Origin of the sequence: Streptomyces sp. NPDC088097 (assembly GCF_044741845.1) — a bacterium.
In the GTDB taxonomy this organism is placed as follows: Bacteria; Actinomycetota; Actinomycetes; order Streptomycetales; family Streptomycetaceae; genus Streptomyces.
In genome coordinates this window covers 222,828-241,190 of sequence record NZ_JBIUTJ010000008.1, presented here as the reverse complement: position 1 = coordinate 241,190, position 18,363 = coordinate 222,828, and the positions used below count along the sequence as shown (strand labels likewise).

The window sequence follows — 18,363 nt, the reverse complement described above, 5'->3', positions numbered from 1 at the left end:
TTAACGGTCGGGGGTGGGGGCCGCGGTGCGGGGTGCCGCGGTGCGGCAGGCCGGTGCGATGGCGTTAACGGCGTTAACGGCGTTAATGGTCGGGGGTTGGGTGCGGCTCCGGCGTTAACGGCGTTAATGGTCGAGGGGGCGTCGGGCGCTCCGTTGAGCCGGCGTTAACGGCGTTAACGGTCGCGGCGGGGATGAGGGGCCGGCGTTAACGGCGTTAATGGTCGGGCGCGGGCGCGGGCGCGGGCGCGGGCACGGTCGGCGTTAACGGCGTTAACGCCGTTAACGGTCGCGGCGGGGTCCGGGCGGGGCGGGGGGTCGGCGGGGTGGCATGGTGGGGCGATGGACGATCCTGACGCGGTGCGCCCCTTCCGGCTGGAGACGGCGGCCGGGGAACTCGACGATCTCGCCGCCCGGCTGCGGCGGACCCGCTGGCCCGACGAACTGCCCGGGGTGGGACGGGCGTACGGGATGCCGCTGGGGGAGCTGCGCGAGCTCGTACGGTACTGGCTGGAGGAGTACGACTGGCCGGCCGCCGAGGCCCGGCTCAACGAGTGGCCGCAGTTCACCACCGTCATCGACGGGGCCCGCGTGCACTTCGCGCACCTGCGCTCGCCCGAGCCGGACGCGGTGCCGCTGCTGATGACCCACGGTTGGCCGGGGTCCCTCGTCGAGTTCCAGCAGGTCGCCGGCCCGCTCACCGACCCCCGCGCGCACGGCGGGGATCCCGCCGACGCGTTCCACCTGGTACTGCCGAGCATCCCCGGCTTCACGCTGTCCGGGCCGACCGTCGAGACGGGCTGGGAGTTCAAACGGGTCGCCCGGGCCTTCGCGACGCTGATGGAGCGGCTCGGGTACGACGCGTACGGGGTCCAGGGCGGGGACTGGGGCGCGGCCGTCTCCCGGGAGCTGGGCCTGATCCGGCCCGAGCGGGTGCTCGGGGTGCACCTGAACCTGCTGCCCGGGGCGGGGGCCACGGCCGAGCCGACGGAGGTCGAACTGGCGGCGTTGGAACCGGGGGAGCGGGAGCGAACGCTCGCCTCCTGGGAGCGCTACCGGGTGTGGGCGCGCGAACGGCAGGGCTACGCCGACATCCAGGCGACCCGGCCGCAGACCCTCGCCTACGCGCTGAACGACTCGCCGGTCGGGCTGTTGGCCTGGATCGGGGAGAAGTTCGCCGAGTGGAGCGATCCGCGCTGTCCCGTCGACCGGGATCAGCTGCTGACCAACGTGATGCTGTACTGGCTGACGGGAACGGCCGGTTCGGCCGCCCGCATCTACTACGAGCGCGCGCACGCCGACTACCAGGGGCAGCCGCCCGAGGTGTCGACCACCCCGACCGCCCTCGCCGACTTCCCCCAGGACAACTTCATCCCGCTGCGGCACATCGCCGCACGCACCGACGCGATCGTGCGCTGGACCTCGTACGACCGGGGAGGGCACTTCCCGGCGATGGAGGTGCCCGAGCTGCTGGTGGGGGACGTCCGGGCGTTCTTCCGCGCGCGGGGCGGCGACCGGGCCAGCATGTGAAATGGAGGGGAGGTGTCGGTGCGGGACTGTGATCATCGCCGGATGAACGACATACAGCGCACCCCGCCCGTCCGCACCGGCGACGAGCGCGCCACCCTCACGGAAATGCTCCAGTGGCAGCGCGACACCCTGATGAAGAAGTGCGCGGGCCTGACGGACGAGCAACTACGGCGCAGGGCCGTCGCACCCTCCGGGCTGAGCCTGCTGGGACTGGTCCGGCACCTGGCCGAGGTGGAGCGCGGCTGGTTCCGCAACGTCATGGGGGGCGAGGACGTACGCGGCTACTTCCCGAGGAACGAGGCCGGGGAGTGGACCGAGTTCCACGTGGACGGCGCGGACCCGGCCGAGTCCTTCGCGATCTGGGAGGACACCTGCGCGCGGTCGCGGGCGGTCGTGGACGCCGCCGCGTCCCTGGACGTGCTCGGGCACTTCGGGGAGGAGCCGTACGCCCTGCGCTACGTCCTGGCGCACATGATCGAGGAGTACGCCCGGCACAACGGGCACGCGGACCTGCTGCGCGAGGCGATAGACGGGGCCACCGGGGAGTAAGCGGCCCGGGGCGCGGGCGCGCGTCCCGCACGCCCTGACCGCCGTGCACGCGCGGCGGGTCGGTGAGGCCAGGTCCGGTCCGTCCGTCCGTCAGGTCCGGGCCGTGCCCGCGCGGTCCACGGCGTCCAGTGCGACCGGCCAGGGGAAGTGCGCGGGGGCGTCGGGGCCGGCCGGGCCGGGGACGAAGCCGCCCTCGCCGTAGAGCAGCTCGGCGCCCGCTCCCCGCAGGACGGTGAGGGACTGCTCGAACTGCGGGTGCGCGGCGAGGGCGGCGTTGACGCAGGGCATGGCGACGACGGGGACGCCCTTGCCGAGGGCCTCGGCGGCGACGCCGACGACGAACCGGTCGGTGAGGCCAAGTGCCCAGGAGTTGACCGAGTTGAAGGTGGCGGGGGCGAACAGCAGGGCGTCCGCGGCCGGCCACACGTCGGGTTCGCCGGGGAGCTTGTACTGCCAGCGCACCGGATTTCCGGTGAGGGCGGCGAGTCCGTCGAGGCTCGGGGACACCCACTGCGCCGCTGTCGGGGTCAGGCCCAGGCACACGTTCCAGCCGCGGGCCTGGGCGTCCTCGATCACATGGGCCACGTCGAAGACGGGCGGGGCGGCGGAGCAGAGCAGGTAGAGATTCCTCGTCATACCGTCATGTGATCACATTCAACGGGATTGATCATGATCAAGGCGATCCCGTCCCGATCCCCGGTCGCTCGGGTCAGGGTCGCTCAGCCCGCGGCGATCCTGGCCGTGAAGGCGTCCAGGTTTCCCCACAGGCGCGCCTGCCGCTCGTCCAGGGTCAGCGATTCCTCCTGCTGGCCGGCGCGCAGCTTCGCCCGGCGCTTGCCCCGGACGTAGAGGGAACAGGCGAGGTCGGCGCAGATGTACGTGCCCACCGTGTTGCCCTCGCGGCCCCGGGTTCCGGCCAGGGGCGCGGCGAGCAGGGTGACGCCGGAGGAGGCGTGACCGGTCAGGCAGATCTGGCAGAGGCTGGACTTCACGGCGCTGGTGCGGCCCACGGCGGGCACGCGCAGGGAGATCCCGAGCGGGCCCTCGTCCCGGGGCACGACGAGGTGGGCGCGCAGCGGCGCGCCGGGATCCACCCAGCCCAGGAAGTCGAGGTCGGGCCAGGGCGTCGCCGCGAAGTCGAGCGGCAGGCGCAGGCGTGCGGCCTCCCCCTTGGTGCAGTTCACGAAGGACGAGCGGATCTGTTTCTCAGTGAGCGGTTCCACGGGAGTCGACCCTAATGCGCCTTCCGGTCGGTCCGCACCCCTGTTTGTCCGGGGGACCCGGCCGGGCACCGGGAGAGGGGGTCGTGCGGGATTGCGCGTGCGGTCCACGTCGTCGCGAGATCATCTGAGATTTCTTCCGGAGGGGCGATGAGATCCGCCTCCGGCGGCGGTCTTCCTTCCGAGAGATGACACCGCAGACGGAGGAACACGACATGAGCGCACCGGTGAAGGGCCCCGCGAGCTACTTCCCCTCGATCGAGAAGAAGTACGGCCGGCCCGTCGCGGAATGGAAGGACCTCATCCGTTCCTCTCCCCTGACCGCGCACATGCCGCTGGTCGCCTGGCTCAAGGCCGAGCACGGGCTCGGTCACGGCCACGCGAACGCCCTCGTCGCCCACACCCTCGCGGAGAAGTAGACGCTCGCGTATGGGGATGAGCGCTTCGGCGATGTTCCGTCTCGACGAACCGGGCTTGACTGAGCGCATGACGAAGAACGAGAACAAGAACGAGAACAAGAACAAGAACGAGCCGATCATCCTGGTGACCGGAGGCAACGGGAAGACGGGACGGCGGGTCGCGGAGCGCCTGTCGGCGCGCGGTCGGGCCGTGCGGGTCGGTTCGCGGACCGGGGACCCGGCCTTCGACTGGAACGTGCCCGCCACCTGGGGGCCGGCGCTGGAGGGCGTCGACCGGGTGTACGTGACCTACTACCCCGACCTCGCCTTCCCCGGCGCCGTCGAGCAGATCGGCGCCTTCGCCGGGGCGGCGGTGGCGGCGGGCGCGCGCCGGCTGGTCCTGCTGTCGGGGCGCGGCGAGGAGGTGGCGCAGCGGGCCGAGGAGAGCCTGAAGGCGTCCGGGGCCGACTGGACGATCGTCCGGGCCAGTTGGTTCAACCAGAACTTCGACGAGAGCTTCTTCCTGGATCCCGTACGGGCCGGGGAGATCGCCCTGCCGACCGCCGACGCGGTCGAACCGTTCATCGACGCCGATGACATCGCCGACGTGGTGGTGGAGGCGCTCACCGACGATCGGCACATCGGCAGGACCCACGAGCTGACCGGGCCGCGCCTGCTGAGCTTCGCCGACGTGGCCGCCGAGCTGTCGAAGGTGACCGGGCGCGAGATCGCCTACGTGCCGGTCTCGGACGCGGACTACCGGGCGGTCCTGCGCGCCGAAGGGATACCCGAGGACTTCGCGGAACTGTTCGCGCTGATCCTCGACGGGCGCAACGCGCACCTGACCGACGCCGTACGGGAGGTCCTGGGGCGCGAGCCGAGGGACTTCGCCGACTTCGCTCGGGAGGCCGCCGCCACCGGGGTCTGGGATCGGTGAGAAGGCGGTGACGCGGACAGCGCGGACAGCGCGGGAGATCGGGGAGGCCGGGCACGGGAGGATGGGGTCATGGACACGCTGACCGGTCTGCTCGACGGCCCCAAGGCCCGCGGGGCCTTCCTACAGAAGTCGGTCCTCAACCCGCCCTGGGCGCTGCGGATCGAGGATCGGGCGCCGCTGTCGGTGATGACCCCGGTGCGCGGTGCGGCCTGGCTGGTGCCCGACGAGGGCGAGCCCGTGCTCGTCGGGCCGGGCGACGTGGCGGTCGTACGGGGGCCCGTGCCCTACACGCTCGCCGACTCCCCGCACACCCCCGTGGGGATCACGGTGGGCCCGGACCAGCGGTGCAACACGCAGGACGGGGCGGACGTCACCGAGAGCATGGCGCTGGGGCTGCGGACCTGGGGGGACCCCGCACCGGGGCCCGCCGCGTCGGTGGTGTTGAGCGGCACCTACCAGGCGCCGAGCGAGATCGGCCGGCGCCTGCTGGGCACCCTGCCCACGGTGCTCGTCCGCCCGGCGGAGCCCGCCGACTCCACCCTGATCTCGCTGCTGGCCTCGGAGGTGGCCCGGGACGCGCCGGGGCAGGAGCTGGTACTGGACCGCCTGCTGGACCTGCTGCTCATCGGCGTGCTGCGGGCCTGGCTGGCCTCGCCCGGGGCGGGGGCGCCGGCCTGGCACCGCGCCCAGAGCGACCCGGTGGTGGGGGTGGTGCTGGGGCTGCTGCACGAGAACCCCGCGCACGGTTGGACGGTGGCCGAACTCGCCCGTGAGGCCGGGGTGTCGAGAGCCTCGCTGGCCCGCCGGTTCACCGACCTCGTCGGGGAGCCGCCAGTGGCTTACCTGACGGGCTGGCGGCTCGCCCTCGCCGCCGACCTGCTGCGCGAGCCGGACGCCACGGTGGCCGGTGTGGCCCGCCGGGTCGGTTACGGCAGCGCCTTCGCCCTGTCGACGGCCTTCAAGCGGGTACGGGGCCTGAGCCCGCAGGAGTTCCGGGCCGGGCCGACGGCGATGGCGGCGTGCACGCCCCGGACGGTGGTGCTCTGACGGGCTGTCGGGACGGCCTGGCGGGACGGCTGTCGGGACGGCTGTCGGGGTGGGGCTCGGGTGGGGCTCAGGCCAGGTCGAGTACGCCCACCGGCTGGTCGCCGCTGAGTTCGTCGGTGCGGCGGAAGCCCAGGCCGAGGTAGAAGGGCTCGGGGCTGCCCTCGCCCGCGTGCCAGGTGACGTACACCTGTCGGCCGCCGCGGCGCCGGATCTCCTCGGTGACCTCCCGGACCGCGAAGCGACCGTAGCCCTTGGCCTGGTGGGCGGCGTCGATGTTGAGGCGCCACAGGCCGGAGCGGCGCAGGTCCGGGTCCTTGGCGGGGTTCCACAGGATGTCCACGAAGGCCATGAGGAAGCCGACGACCTCGTCGCCGTCGAGGATGGCGCGCGGCCAGGCGGTCTCCCCGTAGACGTAGGCCTCCGCCAGCGACTTGACCACGGGGGACACAAGATGTGCCTGGTCGGGGCGGACTTGGACGGCGCACACCGCGTCGAAGTTCTCCGGGGTGACCGGAACCAGACGGAGTGAAGAACTGATCATCGTGGCAGCGTAACCCGGTACCGGGGGCTGCCCCCAGCCGGTATGTGTGGCCGAGGTACGACGGCGCGCGCCGCCCGAAACCCCTGGCACCGGACCCGGCCGAATGCCACCATCGGCAACGCGCGCGGCGGGTACGGCCCGTCGGCGCCCACGCGAGGACGGATCCCATGAGTTCGGACCAGGCAATGACGCCGGGCACCACCGGGCCGGGTGGCGCGGCAGCCAAGGCCGCCACCCTCCTGCTCGCCCTCTCGACCGTGCTCGTCGGACTGATGGCGGGCCTGTTCTTCGCCTTCGACGTCTCGGTGATGCCCGGTCTGGCCGCGACCGACGACCGTACGTACGTCACCGCCATGCAGCAGTTCAACGCGGCCATCGACGGGAACGGCCTCTTCGGAGGCGTCTTCGTCCTCGCGCTGCTCGCCGCCGTCGCCTCGGCGGTGCTCGAAGCGCGCCAGGGGCGGCGCGGGGTCGCGGTGTGGGTGGGGGCGGCCGCCGTGGCCTACCTGGTGGTCCTCGTGATCACCTTCGCGGTCAACATCCCGCTCAACAACGATCTGGCGGCCGTGGGGGACGCGACGCGGCTCGACGCCTTCCCGGTGGTGGACGAGTTCAAGGGCATCTGGACCACCACCAACATCATCCGCACCGTCCTGTGCACGCTCGCCCTCACGGCCCTGGCCCGCGCCCTGTTGCTGCACGGCCGGGCCACCCCGAAGGGGTAGCCGTAGGCCCGCCCTCCTGGCTCAGCCCCGCCCGTGGAGGACCAGGGCCCACGCCAGCAGGCCGGTCGAGACCGTGCACAGCAGCGTGCGCCACACGTTCGCGCGGACCCAGGGGCCTTCGAAGGCACGGCGCACGGCGGCCGGATCCGCGATCCGGTCCGCCGGGCCCGCCTGCTCCAGGGCGTTGTTCAGCGGGATGTTGACCCGGCCCGTGACGGCCATCGCCGCCGCACAGACGACGAAGGCCCCGATCAGGGGCCCCAGCGCGTGCCGCCCGTCCGCCGGCACGTGCAGGGCGACGGCGATGCCGGTGAAGACCAGGGAGCCCAGGTAGCCGAGCATGAACCAGCCGTTGAGGATCGCGACGTTGATGCGCTGCATCACCTCGATCACGGTCCGGTCGCCGGCGCCGCGCAGGCCGGGCATGACTGCCACCGAGAACCCGTAGAACAGGCCGCTGACCAGGCCCATCGTGATCGTCGCGGCGATCAGTGAGGCGAACCGTGCCGTTTCCATCCTGGGGCTCCCCGCAATCGGTCGATGTCCGTGCCGCCGCATCGCGCGTCCGTAGCGGCCGTACGTCTGGGCGATCCTACGGGCGGAATCCCGTCATCCATCCGTTCTGACGCACGAGGGAGAAGGGCCCGTTCAGCAGGGCTTCCGTCACCTGCTGGCCGGACCGGAGGCGCGGTAGTCTCCCCGCTGGGCCCGCACGCCCGCCATGACACCGGAGAGGACCCCGACCGTGACCGACCCGAAGAACAGGCTGGCCGCACTGCGGACGGACATCGAGCGTCGCAACCCCGCACAGCCCGAGTTCCACCAGGCCGTACGGGAGGTGCTGGACACCCTGGCGCCCGTGTTCGACGCCCGCCCCGAGTACGCCGAGGCGGGGCTCGTCGAGCGACTCCTGGAGCCGGAGCGGCAGATCATCTTCCGGGTGCCGTGGACGGACGACCGCGGCCGGGTCCACGTCAACCGCGGCTACCGGGTGGAGTTCAACAGCGCGCTCGGCCCGTACAAGGGCGGCCTGCGCTTCCACCCGTCCGTCGACATCGGCGTCGTGAAGTTCCTCGGCTTCGAGCAGATCTTCAAGAACGCCCTGACCGGCCTCGGCATCGGCGGCGGCAAGGGCGGCAGCGACTTCGACCCGCACGGCAAGTCCGACGCCGAGGTGATGCGCTTCTGCCAGTCCTTCATGACGGAGCTCTACCGGCACATCGGCGAGCACACCGACGTCCCGGCCGGCGACATCGGTGTCGGGGGCCGCGAGATCGGCTACCTCTTCGGCCAGTACCGGCGCATCACCAACCGCTGGGAGGCCGGCGTCCTGACCGGCAAGGGCCAGGGCTGGGGCGGCTCCGCGATCCGCCCCGAGGCCACCGGCTACGGCAGCGTGCTGTTCGCCGCCGAGATGCTGGCGGTCCGCGACGAGTCCCTCGACGGGCTCACCGCCGTGGTCTCCGGCTCCGGCAACGTCGCCCTGTACACGATCGAGAAGCTCCAGCAGCTCGGCGCGAACCCGCTGACCTGCTCGGACTCCCAGGGCTACGTGATCGACGACAAGGGCATCGACCTGGCGCTGCTGCGCCAGATCAAGGAGGTCGAGCGCGGGCGCGTCAGCGAGTACGCGCAGCGGCGCGGGTCGTCCGCCCGCTTCGTGCCCGGCGGACGGGTCTGGGAGGTCCCGGCGGACGTCGCGTTCCCGTCGGCCACCCAGAACGAACTGGGCGCCGACGACGCGCGCGCCCTGATCGCGTCCGGAGTCAAGGCCGTCTCCGAGGGCGCGAACATGCCCACGACCCCGGAGGCCGTCCACCTCTTCCAGGCGGCCGGGGTCGCCTTCGGCCCCGGCAAGGCCGCCAACGCGGGCGGGGTCGCCGTCAGCGCGCTGGAGATGGCGCAGAACGCGGGCCGCGTCGCCTGGGACCGGGACAGGGTCGAGGACGAGCTGGCGGGCATCATGCGCTCGATCCACGCCGTCGCCCACGAGACGGCGGAGCGTTACGGGGCCCCGGGCGACTACGTCACGGGCGCGAACATCGCCGGCTTCGAGCGGGTGGCGGACGCGATGCTGGCGCAGGGCGTCATCTGATCGGGTGACCGGTCCGGGGCCCGGTGACCGGTCCGGGATCGGGTGACCGGTCCGGGATCGGGTGACCGGTCCGGGATCGGGTGACCGGTCCGGGATCCGGGGGCCCGCCGACGCGGCGGGCCCCCGGGCTCGGGGTGTGGCGGCGCGGGGCTCCGGGCGGGGCCGGGGGTGTGGCGGCGCGGGGCTCCGGGCGGGGTCGAGCGGGGTGACCGTAGCCTGGCCTTCCACCACTGAAAGGGAGTTCCCGCGTGCTGACCGCCCTGGACGGGAGGTACGGCGACCGCGCGGACGCCATCGGCGTCGCCGGCCGTACCGCCTCGTACGAGCAACTGCTGGGCGCCGCCGGTGCGGTGGCCGCCGACATCGCCGGCGCCCCCGCCTTCGCCGTCACCGCGACGGCCTCCCTGGAAACGGTGGCCGCCGTCGTCGGCGGACTCCTCGCCGGGGTGCCCTGCGTACCGCTGCCCCCCGATGCCGGTCCCGCCGAACGGGAGCACATCCTGCGGGACTCCGGCGCCGTGCTCGTCGAGACCGACTTCGCGCGGCGCGCCGAGGCCCCGCCGCGCGGCGCCGCCGGACCGGACGACCCCGCGCTGATCCTGTACACCTCCGGAACCACCGGCCCGCCCAAGGGCGTGGTCCTGAGCGGCCGGGCCATCGCCGCCGACCTCGACGCCCTCGCCGAAGCCTGGCAGTGGACGGCCGCCGACACCCTGGTGCACGGGCTGCCGCTGTTCCACGTCCACGGGCTCGTCCTCGGCGTCCTCGGCGCCCTGCGCACCGGCAGCCGCCTCGTGCACACCGGCCGCCCCACCCCCGCCGCCTACGCGCAGGCCGGTGGCAGCCTGTACTTCGGGGTGCCCACCGTGTGGTCCCGGATCGCCGCCGAACCGGCCGCGGCCGCCGCCCTGTCCGGGGCCCGGCTGCTGGTCTCCGGCAGCGCCCCGCTGCCCGCCCCCGTCTTCCGGGACCTGGAACGCCTCACCGGCCACCGGCCCGTGGAGCGCTACGGGATGACCGAGACCCTGATCACCGTCAGCGGGCGCGCGGGCGGCGAGGTCCGCCCCGGTACGGTCGGCACTGCGCTCCCCGGCATCCGGACCCGGATCGCGGCCGAGCCGGGCGCCGAGATCGGCGAACTCCAGCTGACCGGCCCCACCTTGTTCTCCGGCTACCTGGGTCGGCCCGAGGCCACCGCCGCCGCGTACACCGAGGACGGGTGGTTCCGTACGGGTGACATCGCGGCCGTGGACCCCGAGGACGGGGTCCACCGGATCGTCGGCCGGGCCTCCATCGACATGATCAAGTCGGGCGGGTACCGGATCGGCGCGGGCGAGATCGAGAACGCGCTGCTCGACCACCCCAAGGTGAGCGAGGCGGCCGTGATCGGAGTGCCGGACACCGACCTCGGACAGCGCATCGTCGCCTTCGTCGTCGCCGACGGGGTCACCGGCCCGGAACTCACCGACTTCGTCGCCGCGCACCTCTCCGCCCACAAACGCCCGCGCGAGGTCCGCTTCGTCACGGCGGTGCCGCGCAACGCCATGGGCAAGCCGCAGAAGCGACTGCTGCTCGGCGGACTTGACGGCGTCGGCGGACTCGACGGCATCGACGGATTTGCGGGGGAGCGGCGATGAGGGGCGGACAGGACTCCGTCGTCGTGTCCCGGGCTCCCTACGACGCCGTCCGGCCCGGTCCCTGGGTCCGGCGCTTCCACGTGGGGGTGGCGTCGGGGCCGGACGTACCCGTCCTCGTGGTGTTCCCGCACGCGGGCGGCAACGCCTCCTTCTACCTCCGCCTCTCCGCGGACCTCGCGGGGCACTGCGAGGTGCTCGTCCTCCAGTACCCCGGGCGCCAGGACCGGCTCGGGGAGCCCGTGCCGGACACGTTGACGGGGACGCTCGACGGGATCGAGGAGGCGATCCTCCCCTGGCGGGGAAGGCCGACGGTGCTGTTCGGGCACAGCATGGGCGCGGTGCTCGCCTTCGAGCTCGCGCGCCGCTGGGAGCGGGCCGGCGCGGGGCCGCGCGGGCTGATCCTCTCCGGACGCAACTCGCCGCTGACGCCCGAGGGGCCGCCGCCGGCCCTGGACGACGACTCCCTGATCGCCCGGGTGGGCGCGCTCGCCGGGACCGATCCCGAGCTGCTCGCGGACCCGGGCTTCCGGGAGTTGATCCTGCCGTCGCTGCGGGGCGATTACGCCGCCCTGCAGAACCACCGCTACGTGCCGGGGCCGCTGTTGCGCGCGCCCGTCAGCGTGCTCTGCGGGGACGACGACCCGCGGACCGACGAGGCCGGGACGAGGGCCTGGCGGGAGCTGACGGAGGCGGCGTTCACCCTCCGGGGGATGCCCGGCGGGCACTTCTACCTGCTGGAGCAGCACGAAGCCGTGGTCCGCGCGGTCAGGGAGGACCTGGCGGGCTTCCTCGCGGGCGGCTGAGGGAACGGGTGGGGCCGTCGGCCGTCGGGGCAGTGGTCAGTGGTGGGCGCGGACGGAGAGGTGGCGGGCCAGGGTCTCCAAGGCCTCCGTCACCTCGGGCAGTTGCCGGGCCCCGTCCTCGCCCAAGGCCCGCGCGAGGGCCTCCTCGACCTTGGAGGCGCCCGCCGCCCGTACGGCGGCCACGCGCGCGGAGGTTCCGGGCGCCTGGCGGACCAGGGTGCGGCGGCGATCGGCGGGATCGGGGGCCGTCTGCACGGACCCGGCCTCGCGGAGGCGGGCCACGGCGCCCGAGACCTGGCTCTGCGGCAGGCCCGTGCGCTGCGCGGTCTCCCCGACGGTGGTGTCCGGGTGTGCGGCGATGTCTCCGGCGACGATGACGACCGAGCGGGTGCTGCCCGCGTACTGCCCGGATCCGCCCGGAGGTTCGGGCAGGGCCTCCTCGCCGAGCTTCATCAGGGCCCGGCCCAGCAGGAACAGTTCGATTCCATCCACGCCCACAGATTACATCCCGATCGATCCATCGAAATGGATGCATCGCTCTTGATGCATCGAGATGGATGGAATAGGCTGGTCGCAGAGCAGCGGACGAAGGGCCCGCGCCGACCGCACGAAGGAGTCACCATGTTCGTCTCGCCGACCGCGCTTCTCGGTCCGTCCGTCCTCCGGGTCCCCGGCGCCACGCTCCACTACCGACTGGAGGGCTCCGGGCCGCTGTTGCTCGTCTCGCAGAGCGGCGACGGGGACGCTGACCGCACCGTGGACCTGGTCCCGCACCTGACCGACGCCTTCACGGTGCTCACCTACGACCGCCGCGGTCTCTCCCGCAGCCGGCTGGAGCATCCGGGGCGGACCACCTCGCTCACCGAGCACGCCGAGGACGTCCACCGCCTGTTGGCCGCCGTCACCGACGAGCCCGCCCTTATGCTGGGGTGCAGCCTCGGCGCGGTCATCGGGCTGCACCTGGCGGTGCGCCACCCCGGGCAGCTGTCCACCCTCGTCGCCCACGAGCCGGTCGCCCCCCGTCTGCTGCCGGCGGGTGAGCGGGCCCGGCACGAGAGGGAGCTCGCCGGGCTCCGAGAGACATACCGGGCGGACGGACTCGCCGCGGCCCTTCCCGCGGTCGCCCGCTCCCTGGGCATAGACCCGGCCCGACAGGCCACCGAGCCGGGCCTCACCCCGCAGCCGATGGACGAGCGCCGGCGCGCCAACTTCGGCTACTTCATGGAGCACGACGTCCTGGCGGTCCTCCAGGACACCCTCGACCCCAGAGCCCTGGCCACCCTGGCCGGGTCGCCGACCCGCGTCGTCGCGGCCCTCGGGGAAACCACCCCGACCCACGCCTTCGACCGCCGGTGCGGCACCGCGTTGGCGGAGCTGCTGGGCACGGGGACGGAGACCTTCCCGGGCGGACACAACGGCAACACCACCCACCCCCGCGCCTACGCCACCCGTCTGCGCACCGTCCTCGGGACGACCTGAAGCGGGGCGCCCCGGAGCGGCCAGGGGTGGGGTGAGGGACGTGGGCAGCAGCCGGGTCGGGCTTGCCGGGCCCGGCCTGCCGGGTCAGGTGCGGGGGGTCGGGGTGCGGAGGAAGAGGCGTCCGGCGAGATCGGCCCCGATCACGCCCCGGAGGCGTCCCGGGTGAAGAAGCCGCGCCGGCTGCGCAGTCCGCCGCCCGTGACGACGTACTCGTCGCCGTCTCCCGGCAATGGCGCGAGGGAGGCCGGGGCGTAGTCCGGGGGGGAGTTCGGTCTCGGAGGCCGCGCGGATCTCGGGCTTGATGCGGGCGCCGAGGGTCAGGGTCCCGCCCGAAACCTCGCCCGAGCCCGAGATGTTGTCCGAGACCTCGCGCGAGCCTTCGCACTCGGCGGTGTCGGCTATGGCGATCGTGAGGTCATCGCGTCGATGTCGTAGTCACCGGTGATCTCCGCGGCGCGGGTCGGGTCGAAGGGGATGGGCTCGGGGGCGCGCTCGTACAGGCCCAGGTGGGTCTCCGGGAGCCGGCGGACGACGGCCTGGTTGCAGAGGGTGCCCTCCGGGCCGGCGTTGGACACCGCGACGACGGCGAAGTCGTGTTCGGGGACGAGGAGCAGCTCGGCGAACTGGCCGTTGGCCGAGCCGCCGTGGCCGATCGTGGCGACCCCGTCCACCTCACGCAGGAACCACGAGAAGCCGATGCCGTGACCGAGGGAGCTGGCGCGCAGGACGGTCGTCCGCTCCCTCATCCGGTGCAGCAGCTCGGTCGGCAACAGCCGCGCTCCGCTCTCCGCGCGGCCGTCGCCGAGGTGGAAGCGGGCCCAGCGCAGTTGGTCGGCCACCGAGGAGACCAGGCCCCCACCGGGGTTGTTCGCGCGGGAGGGGGTCCAGCCGCCGGTGGGCGTGAGGCGGCCGCCCTCGTCGAGGTTGTGCCCGACGGCGACGGCGGCGTGGGTGGCGGCGGCGTGGGTGGCGATGGCCGGGTCGGGGGCGGGGGCGAAGAAGCTCTCGGTCATTCCGAGGGGCTCGAACAGGGGGGTGGTGAAGGCCCGTTCGTAGGTCTGGCCGGTGACGTGCTCCAGGATCCTCCCGGCCAGCTTGTAGCCGGCCTGGCCGTAGGAGGCGCGGGTGCCGGGAGCGGCGATCAGGTCGACCTCGGCCATCCTCGCCACGAAGGAGGCGAGGGCGTCGTCCCCCTCTCCGGTGTCGGCGAGGAGGTTCCAGTCCAGTCCGGCGGTGTGGTTGAGGAGGTTGAGGACGGTGATGCGGGCGGCGGAGTCCTCGTCGGCGAGCACGAGTTCGGGCACGTACCGGCGAACGGGGGCGTCCACGTCCACCAGACCCTGTCCGACCAGGCACATCGGCGCGGTGGCCGTGTAGGTCTTGGTGACCGAGGCCCACTGGTGGAGGGTGTGCGGGCCGACGGGACGCGGGTCGTCGAGGTCCGTCACCCCGTGGCAGGTGAAGACCTCGTGGCCGCCGGAACGGACCCCGACGACCATGCCGGGGACGCCGTGCTCCGCCGCCGTCGCCGCGACGAACTTCGCTCTTCGGGGGTCTTTCGGGATGGCCGGATCACGCCGGGGATGATCTAGGCAGGGGCCGGTGGCCGTCGGTACGTTGCGGGCATGGACCAAACGGCTGGCGATCCCAGTACCGATCATCGCGCCCTGATAGCGGCCTCCATCACCGTCGTCATGTGGGCTTCCGCATTCGTGTCGATCCGCGCGTCGGCCGAGCACTTCGGCCCCGGGGCACTCGCGCTCGGCCGACTCCTGACCGCCTCGGTCGCGCTGGGCGTCGTCCTGCTGATCAAGCGGGTCCCGCTGCCCTCGCGTCAGGCGTGGCCCGGGATCGCGGCGTCCGGCGTGCTCTGGTTCGGCCTCTACATGGTGGCGCTGAACTGGGGCGAGCAGCAGGTCGACGCCGGCACGGCCGCGATGATCGTCAACATCGGCCCGATCGTCATCGCCCTGCTCAGCGGCTGGCTGTTGAAGGAGGGTTTCCCGCCGAAGCTGCTCGCGGGGATGGCCGTCTCCTTCGTGGGAGCCGTCGTGGTGGGGATGTCGACCTCCGGAGGCGGCGCCTCCAGCCTGACCGGGGTGCTGCTCTGCCTGGTCGCCGCCCTCACCTACGGGGCCGGCGTGGTCTCGCAGAAGCCGGCGCTGCGGTACGCGACGCCGTTGCAGGTGACGACGTACGGCTGCTTCGTCGGGACCCTGTGCACCCTGCCCTTCGCCGGGCAGCTCCTGCACCAGCTTCCCGAGGCCCCGCTGAGCGCCACCCTCAACATGGTCTACCTGGGCCTCTTCCCGACCGCCCTGGCCTTCACCACCTGGACCTACGCCCTGTCCAAGACCACCGCCGGGAAGATGGGCGCCACCACCTACGCGGTGCCCGCCGTCGTGGTCCTCATCGCCTGGCTCGTCCTCGACGAGGTCCCGGGCTGGCTGACCCTGCTCGGCGGCGCGATCTGCCTCGGCGGGGTCGCGGTTTCCCGCAACCGCCCCCGCCCGGCGAACGAGGTGGTGGGCGCCGGCAAGTGACCTCGCCCCGCGCTGCGGCGGGGGTTCAGGAGGCGGCGCGGGCTGTGAGCGTCGCCTCCAGGCCGGTGAGGAGGGCCTGGAGGCCGAGTTCGAAGGTCCGCTCGGGCGCGGCGGCGTACTCGGTGGCGGCGGCCGCGTCCAGGCGCGCCCTCAGCCGGGGGAACTCCCGGGCCACCTCGGTGGCCTTGGCCATGGTGTCGGCGATGAGGGCCTCGGCGTCCCCGCCGTCGCGGCCGAGCCGCCGGTTCAGGGAGGCCGTCGCGGAGGCTCCGAGGACGCTCCCGAGCACGAAGGTGAAGACGGAGGCCGCCGCCCGGTCCGCCTCGGGGCCGGTGAAGCCGGCCGCCTCGTAGACCGCCAGGCTCAGGTCGTCGTGGCGCGCCTTGCCCGGACCGTAGAAGAGGTGCGTCCCGAAGGCGGTCACCAGCCAGGGGTGCCGGCTCAGCATCGCGTGCAGCGAGCCGGCCATCGCGGTGGCCGCGGCGCGCCATCCGAGGGTCTCGGGGTCGGCGGGCTCCACCTCGTTCCACACCCGGTCCCCGACGAGCAGGACCAGGTTGTCCTTGTTCTTCACGTGCCAGTAGACCGCCGTCGCCGCGCTGTCGAGGCGCCTGCCGAGGCTGCGCATGTTGAGGCCTTCGAGGCCCTCCTCGTCGAGCAGCTCGATCGCGGTCGAGAGGATCCGTTCCTGCGTCAGGGTGTCGCGTGCCATGGGGGTCACGATAGGCGCCGCCCCCGGACTTGTACAAAGTTCAGGCACGGACTTGCACTTAGTTCAAGAGTCGACCTACAGTCCTCTTGTACTTAGTGAAGGTCGATCGCGGGGCTTCGGGCGCCGCACGAGGGGGACCCACCGTGAACGCTCTCGTCGCCACGCTCCAACTGCTCGTCGCGGCCGCCCTCCTGAGCATCCCGCTGGTCCGCGCCCGCTACGGAGCCGCCGCGGAGGCGGAGCTCGCCGGCCAGGGGTGCGCCCGGGGTTGCTCGCCGAGAACGGGATGCGCTTCGACGCCGGCGGCCACGAGACCTGGGCCCCCGTCTCGATCGCCGCGGCCCTCGCCGCCGGAGCAGCCCTCAACCTCCTGGGCGTCTCCTGGGCACCGGTCACCACCTGGGTGCTGCTGACACTGGTCCTGCTGATCAACTGCCTGATCCTGCACAGCAACCTGACGGCGGTCTCCTCCGTCCGCGCCGCCTTCGCCCGCAAGGGCGACGAGGAACTGGCCCGTGTGGACGTGCCAGCCCTGCTCAAGGCCGCCGAAGCGGCCTTCCCTGCCTGGGTGTGGGTCCTGCAGAACGCCCGCCACGTGGTGGCGTTCGGCGCCTCGATCGCCGCCCTCGTGGTCGGGGTCCTCGCCTGACGGACCCCTCGGAAACCCGCACGGGCCGTGCCCCGTCCCGTCCCCCCGTCCGGGGAGGGGGCGGGGCACGGTCACAGGATCAAGGTGGCCTCGTTCCTTCCGAGCAGGTATCCGAGCTGTAATCGGTTGAGTGCTCCGAGTTCCTGCTTGATGGCGGCGATATGGGCCTGGAGGGACCGCTCACTGATCCCGATGCGACGGGCGATCGCCTTGTCCGAATAGCCCTCGATGAGCAGTCGACTGATGGACTCCCGGATCGCCGGGACGACCTCGTCGGCGGCCTTCGCCGCGTGCAGCGGGACGAACGGGAAGGGTTTCGCCCGGTCCCAGGCCTTGTCGAAGGTGTCGCGGAGGAATCGCACGATGGTCGGTTCGGTAATGGCGATTGCCGTCGTGCGGTCCTCGTTCGCCGAAATGAAGGCGACGTCGTCGACAATGATGAGGCGGTCGAAGAATTCCTCCAGGGTTCTTACTTGGGCCCCGTATTCCGTGACGGCGCGTACGTATTCCTTGGTCGCCTCGTCGAATCTCGTGGTGTGTTGATACAGGGTCCGCATGGCGATCCCCGCGGAGATGTGTCGTCGTACGGATTCCAGCGCGTCCTTCAACACCGCGCTCGGCCGCGCCCCGTCGGGCTGCGCGGTGAGGATGTCCCGGGACACCGAGGCCAAGGCCTCGTTGATCGCGCTCGAAATGCTGCCCAGGCCGTGGAGGTAGCGGACCCCCGGGCCCACCACCTCGTCCGGAGCAGCCTCCACGGCCGGGATCCGGGCCGTGTGCGAGGCCTGTTGCGCGGCCTCCTGGGCCAGCAGGCCCAGGTGTGCTGCGAGTTCCCGCAAAAACGCCTGCGGTTCCCCGGCCGCGGGCGAAGACGGCGCTTCAGATGCGCCGCTTTGGTCTTGTTTGACGTATTTGACTACGTCCACTTGCCACCCCTGTCTGTCCGGTCTGGAGGTGTTTGCGGCGGTTGAGACCCCGTGGGTTCCCGCAATGCGTAAACCCGAGCCATCGTAGGTCTACCTCGGCGTGACCCGGCAGGGGAGATTTGGTCTCACCGCAGGAACGAACACGAAGAAGGCGCCCGGCGATCATCACCGCCGGAAACCGCCTCGATTTGGCGTTCCTGGAATGGTCAAAGCAAAAACGACTCAAGGGGACTGGGCTAAATGGGGAAGAACCAGATGGCGACTCGTCGTACCGGCCACGTTTCTGGAATCCGTGGTCGTGTGGTTCTGGCCTCCGCCGGCCTCGCCCTCGGCCTGGGCGCCGTGGTCACCGGCATCGCCCAGAGCGCCGGACCGGCCGACTCCGTCAGCCACCTCCGCCTCGGCGACGTCGGCTGGAACAGCAAGAACGCCCACGTCGTGGCCGGTGACGTGGGTTGGAACAACCCGCAGCCGGGTGGAACGCCCACCCCCACGCCCACCCCGACGCCGACCCCGGGCTCCACCAACGACGTTGGCTGGAACTGACCGGTCGTTACCACCCCGCCCTGCACTTC

General features: G+C 72.5%; 21 protein-coding genes. 13 read left to right on the top strand and 8 right to left on the bottom strand.

Going from position 1 to position 18,363, the window contains the following annotated elements:
- Positions 1-339: 339 nt before the first annotated feature.
- Both ACIOD1_RS23520 and ACIOD1_RS23515 read left to right on the top strand, forming a co-directional pair.
- Positions 340-1,527 carry an epoxide hydrolase family protein gene (locus ACIOD1_RS23520; RefSeq protein ID WP_401904411.1) on the top strand — a complete coding sequence of 396 codons (1,188 nt, stop codon included), beginning with the start codon at positions 340-342 and terminating at the stop codon, positions 1,525-1,527.
- A 42-nt stretch (positions 1,528-1,569) separates the two neighbouring features.
- Positions 1,570-2,076, top strand: a complete 507-nt coding sequence (locus ACIOD1_RS23515) for a DinB family protein (RefSeq protein ID WP_365622636.1) — start codon at positions 1,570-1,572, stop codon at positions 2,074-2,076.
- A gap of 90 nt (positions 2,077-2,166) precedes the next feature.
- On the opposite strand, the gene ACIOD1_RS23510 is transcribed toward ACIOD1_RS23515, so the two are convergent.
- Both ACIOD1_RS23510 and ACIOD1_RS23505 read right to left on the bottom strand, forming a co-directional pair.
- Complete coding sequence (locus ACIOD1_RS23510) at positions 2,167-2,712, bottom strand: flavoprotein (RefSeq protein ID WP_365622634.1); 546 nt, start codon at positions 2,710-2,712, stop codon at positions 2,167-2,169.
- An 83-nt stretch (positions 2,713-2,795) separates the two neighbouring features.
- The gene (locus ACIOD1_RS23505) at positions 2,796-3,299 is read right to left on the bottom strand and encodes an FBP domain-containing protein (RefSeq protein WP_365622632.1); all 504 of its coding nucleotides are present in this window, start codon (positions 3,297-3,299) and stop codon (positions 2,796-2,798) included.
- Between the two features lie 212 nt (positions 3,300-3,511).
- On the opposite strand from ACIOD1_RS23505, the gene ACIOD1_RS23500 reads away from it, so the two are divergent.
- The 3 genes from ACIOD1_RS23500 (at position 3,512) to ACIOD1_RS23490 (ending at position 5,678) form a co-directional block, all read left to right on the top strand.
- Positions 3,512-3,715 (top strand): DUF4287 domain-containing protein, encoded by a 204-nt coding sequence (locus tag ACIOD1_RS23500; protein WP_365622630.1) that lies wholly within the window; start codon positions 3,512-3,514, stop codon positions 3,713-3,715.
- 67 nt (positions 3,716-3,782) lie between these two features.
- On the top strand, positions 3,783-4,631 hold the full coding sequence (locus ACIOD1_RS23495) for an NAD(P)H-binding protein (protein ID WP_365622628.1): 849 nt from the start codon (positions 3,783-3,785) through the stop codon (positions 4,629-4,631).
- Between the two features lie 69 nt (positions 4,632-4,700).
- Positions 4,701-5,678, top strand: a complete 978-nt coding sequence (locus ACIOD1_RS23490) for an AraC family transcriptional regulator (RefSeq protein WP_365622626.1) — start codon at positions 4,701-4,703, stop codon at positions 5,676-5,678.
- A gap of 67 nt (positions 5,679-5,745) precedes the next feature.
- On the opposite strand, the gene ACIOD1_RS23485 is transcribed toward ACIOD1_RS23490, so the two are convergent.
- Positions 5,746-6,219, bottom strand: coding sequence for a GNAT family N-acetyltransferase (locus tag ACIOD1_RS23485; protein WP_365622624.1), 474 nt, complete (start codon positions 6,217-6,219; stop codon positions 5,746-5,748).
- A 167-nt stretch (positions 6,220-6,386) separates the two neighbouring features.
- Here ACIOD1_RS23485 and ACIOD1_RS23480 point away from each other — a divergent pair, with 167 nt between their 5' ends.
- Positions 6,387-6,944: a DUF1772 domain-containing protein gene (locus ACIOD1_RS23480; RefSeq protein WP_365622622.1), complete on the top strand. Its 558-nt coding sequence runs from the start codon at positions 6,387-6,389 to the stop codon at positions 6,942-6,944.
- Between the two features lie 21 nt (positions 6,945-6,965).
- Here ACIOD1_RS23480 and ACIOD1_RS23475 read toward each other — a convergent pair whose 3' ends face one another.
- Entirely contained in the window at positions 6,966-7,460 is a 495-nt protein-coding gene (locus ACIOD1_RS23475; RefSeq protein WP_365622620.1) for a DUF1772 domain-containing protein, read from the bottom strand.
- Between the two features lie 205 nt (positions 7,461-7,665).
- Between ACIOD1_RS23475 and gdhA the strand changes: the two genes are divergently transcribed.
- From gdhA to ACIOD1_RS23460, 3 genes are all read left to right on the top strand, one after another.
- Entirely contained in the window at positions 7,666-9,039 is a 1,374-nt protein-coding gene (gdhA, locus tag ACIOD1_RS23470; RefSeq protein WP_365622618.1) for an NADP-specific glutamate dehydrogenase, read from the top strand.
- 248 nt (positions 9,040-9,287) lie between these two features.
- On the top strand, positions 9,288-10,676 hold the full coding sequence (locus ACIOD1_RS23465) for an AMP-binding protein (RefSeq protein ID WP_401904405.1): 1,389 nt from the start codon (positions 9,288-9,290) through the stop codon (positions 10,674-10,676).
- Positions 10,673-11,479: an alpha/beta fold hydrolase gene (locus ACIOD1_RS23460; protein ID WP_365622614.1), complete on the top strand. Its 807-nt coding sequence runs from the start codon at positions 10,673-10,675 to the stop codon at positions 11,477-11,479. The genes ACIOD1_RS23465 and ACIOD1_RS23460 overlap by 4 nt, the downstream gene beginning before the upstream one ends.
- 36 nt (positions 11,480-11,515) lie before the next feature.
- On the opposite strand, the gene ACIOD1_RS23455 is transcribed toward ACIOD1_RS23460, so the two are convergent.
- Complete coding sequence (locus ACIOD1_RS23455) at positions 11,516-11,932, bottom strand: MarR family transcriptional regulator (RefSeq protein ID WP_401904438.1); 417 nt, start codon at positions 11,930-11,932, stop codon at positions 11,516-11,518.
- Positions 11,933-12,100: 168 nt separating this feature from the next.
- Between ACIOD1_RS23455 and ACIOD1_RS23450 the strand changes: the two genes are divergently transcribed.
- Positions 12,101-12,958, top strand: a complete 858-nt coding sequence (locus tag ACIOD1_RS23450) for an alpha/beta fold hydrolase (RefSeq protein WP_401904402.1) — start codon at positions 12,101-12,103, stop codon at positions 12,956-12,958.
- 398 nt (positions 12,959-13,356) lie between these two features.
- Here the strand turns inward: ACIOD1_RS23450 and ACIOD1_RS23445 are convergent, their stop codons facing one another.
- Complete coding sequence (locus ACIOD1_RS23445; protein ID WP_401904400.1) at positions 13,357-14,457, bottom strand: serine hydrolase domain-containing protein; 1,101 nt, start codon at positions 14,455-14,457, stop codon at positions 13,357-13,359.
- Between the two features lie 126 nt (positions 14,458-14,583).
- Here ACIOD1_RS23445 and ACIOD1_RS23440 point away from each other — a divergent pair, with 126 nt between their 5' ends.
- A complete protein-coding gene (locus ACIOD1_RS23440; protein ID WP_365622609.1) occupies positions 14,584-15,501 on the top strand; it encodes a DMT family transporter in 918 nt (305 codons plus the stop codon).
- Positions 15,502-15,526: 25 nt separating this feature from the next.
- Here ACIOD1_RS23440 and ACIOD1_RS23435 read toward each other — a convergent pair whose 3' ends face one another.
- Complete coding sequence (locus ACIOD1_RS23435; protein ID WP_365622607.1) at positions 15,527-16,213, bottom strand: TetR/AcrR family transcriptional regulator C-terminal domain-containing protein; 687 nt, start codon at positions 16,211-16,213, stop codon at positions 15,527-15,529.
- Between the two features lie 268 nt (positions 16,214-16,481).
- On the opposite strand from ACIOD1_RS23435, the gene ACIOD1_RS23430 reads away from it, so the two are divergent.
- Entirely contained in the window at positions 16,482-16,862 is a 381-nt protein-coding gene (locus tag ACIOD1_RS23430) for a hypothetical protein (protein ID WP_401904397.1), read from the top strand.
- Positions 16,863-16,933: 71 nt separating this feature from the next.
- Here ACIOD1_RS23430 and ACIOD1_RS23425 read toward each other — a convergent pair whose 3' ends face one another.
- Positions 16,934-17,788 (bottom strand): helix-turn-helix transcriptional regulator, encoded by an 855-nt coding sequence (locus ACIOD1_RS23425; RefSeq protein ID WP_365622603.1) that lies wholly within the window; start codon positions 17,786-17,788, stop codon positions 16,934-16,936.
- Positions 17,789-18,088: 300 nt separating this feature from the next.
- Here ACIOD1_RS23425 and ACIOD1_RS23420 point away from each other — a divergent pair, with 300 nt between their 5' ends.
- Complete coding sequence (locus tag ACIOD1_RS23420) at positions 18,089-18,334, top strand: hypothetical protein (protein WP_365622601.1); 246 nt, start codon at positions 18,089-18,091, stop codon at positions 18,332-18,334.
- Positions 18,335-18,363 lie beyond the last annotated feature (29 nt).

Coding starts and splice junctions, on each gene's coding strand:
- ACIOD1_RS23520 (WP_401904411.1), top strand. CDS start 340: ATGGACGATCCTGACGCGGTGCGCCCCTTCCGGCTGGAGACGGCGGCC.
- ACIOD1_RS23515 (WP_365622636.1), top strand. CDS start 1,570: ATGAACGACATACAGCGCACCCCGCCCGTCCGCACCGGCGACGAGCGC.
- ACIOD1_RS23510 (WP_365622634.1), bottom strand. CDS start 2,712: ATGACGAGGAATCTCTACCTGCTCTGCTCCGCCGCCCCGCCCGTCTTC.
- ACIOD1_RS23500 (WP_365622630.1), top strand. CDS start 3,512: ATGAGCGCACCGGTGAAGGGCCCCGCGAGCTACTTCCCCTCGATCGAG.
- ACIOD1_RS23495 (WP_365622628.1), top strand. CDS start 3,783: ATGACGAAGAACGAGAACAAGAACGAGAACAAGAACAAGAACGAGCCG.
- ACIOD1_RS23490 (WP_365622626.1), top strand. CDS start 4,701: ATGGACACGCTGACCGGTCTGCTCGACGGCCCCAAGGCCCGCGGGGCC.
- ACIOD1_RS23485 (WP_365622624.1), bottom strand. CDS start 6,219: ATGATCAGTTCTTCACTCCGTCTGGTTCCGGTCACCCCGGAGAACTTC.
- ACIOD1_RS23480 (WP_365622622.1), top strand. CDS start 6,387: ATGAGTTCGGACCAGGCAATGACGCCGGGCACCACCGGGCCGGGTGGC.
- ACIOD1_RS23475 (WP_365622620.1), bottom strand. CDS start 7,460: ATGGAAACGGCACGGTTCGCCTCACTGATCGCCGCGACGATCACGATG.
- gdhA (WP_365622618.1), top strand. CDS start 7,666: ATGACACCGGAGAGGACCCCGACCGTGACCGACCCGAAGAACAGGCTG.
- ACIOD1_RS23460 (WP_365622614.1), top strand. CDS start 10,673: ATGAGGGGCGGACAGGACTCCGTCGTCGTGTCCCGGGCTCCCTACGAC.
- ACIOD1_RS23455 (WP_401904438.1), bottom strand. CDS start 11,932: ATGAAGCTCGGCGAGGAGGCCCTGCCCGAACCTCCGGGCGGATCCGGG.
- ACIOD1_RS23450 (WP_401904402.1), top strand. CDS start 12,101: ATGTTCGTCTCGCCGACCGCGCTTCTCGGTCCGTCCGTCCTCCGGGTC.
- ACIOD1_RS23445 (WP_401904400.1), bottom strand. CDS start 14,457: ATGGTCGTCGGGGTCCGTTCCGGCGGCCACGAGGTCTTCACCTGCCAC.
- ACIOD1_RS23440 (WP_365622609.1), top strand. CDS start 14,584: ATGGACCAAACGGCTGGCGATCCCAGTACCGATCATCGCGCCCTGATA.
- ACIOD1_RS23435 (WP_365622607.1), bottom strand. CDS start 16,213: ATGGCACGCGACACCCTGACGCAGGAACGGATCCTCTCGACCGCGATC.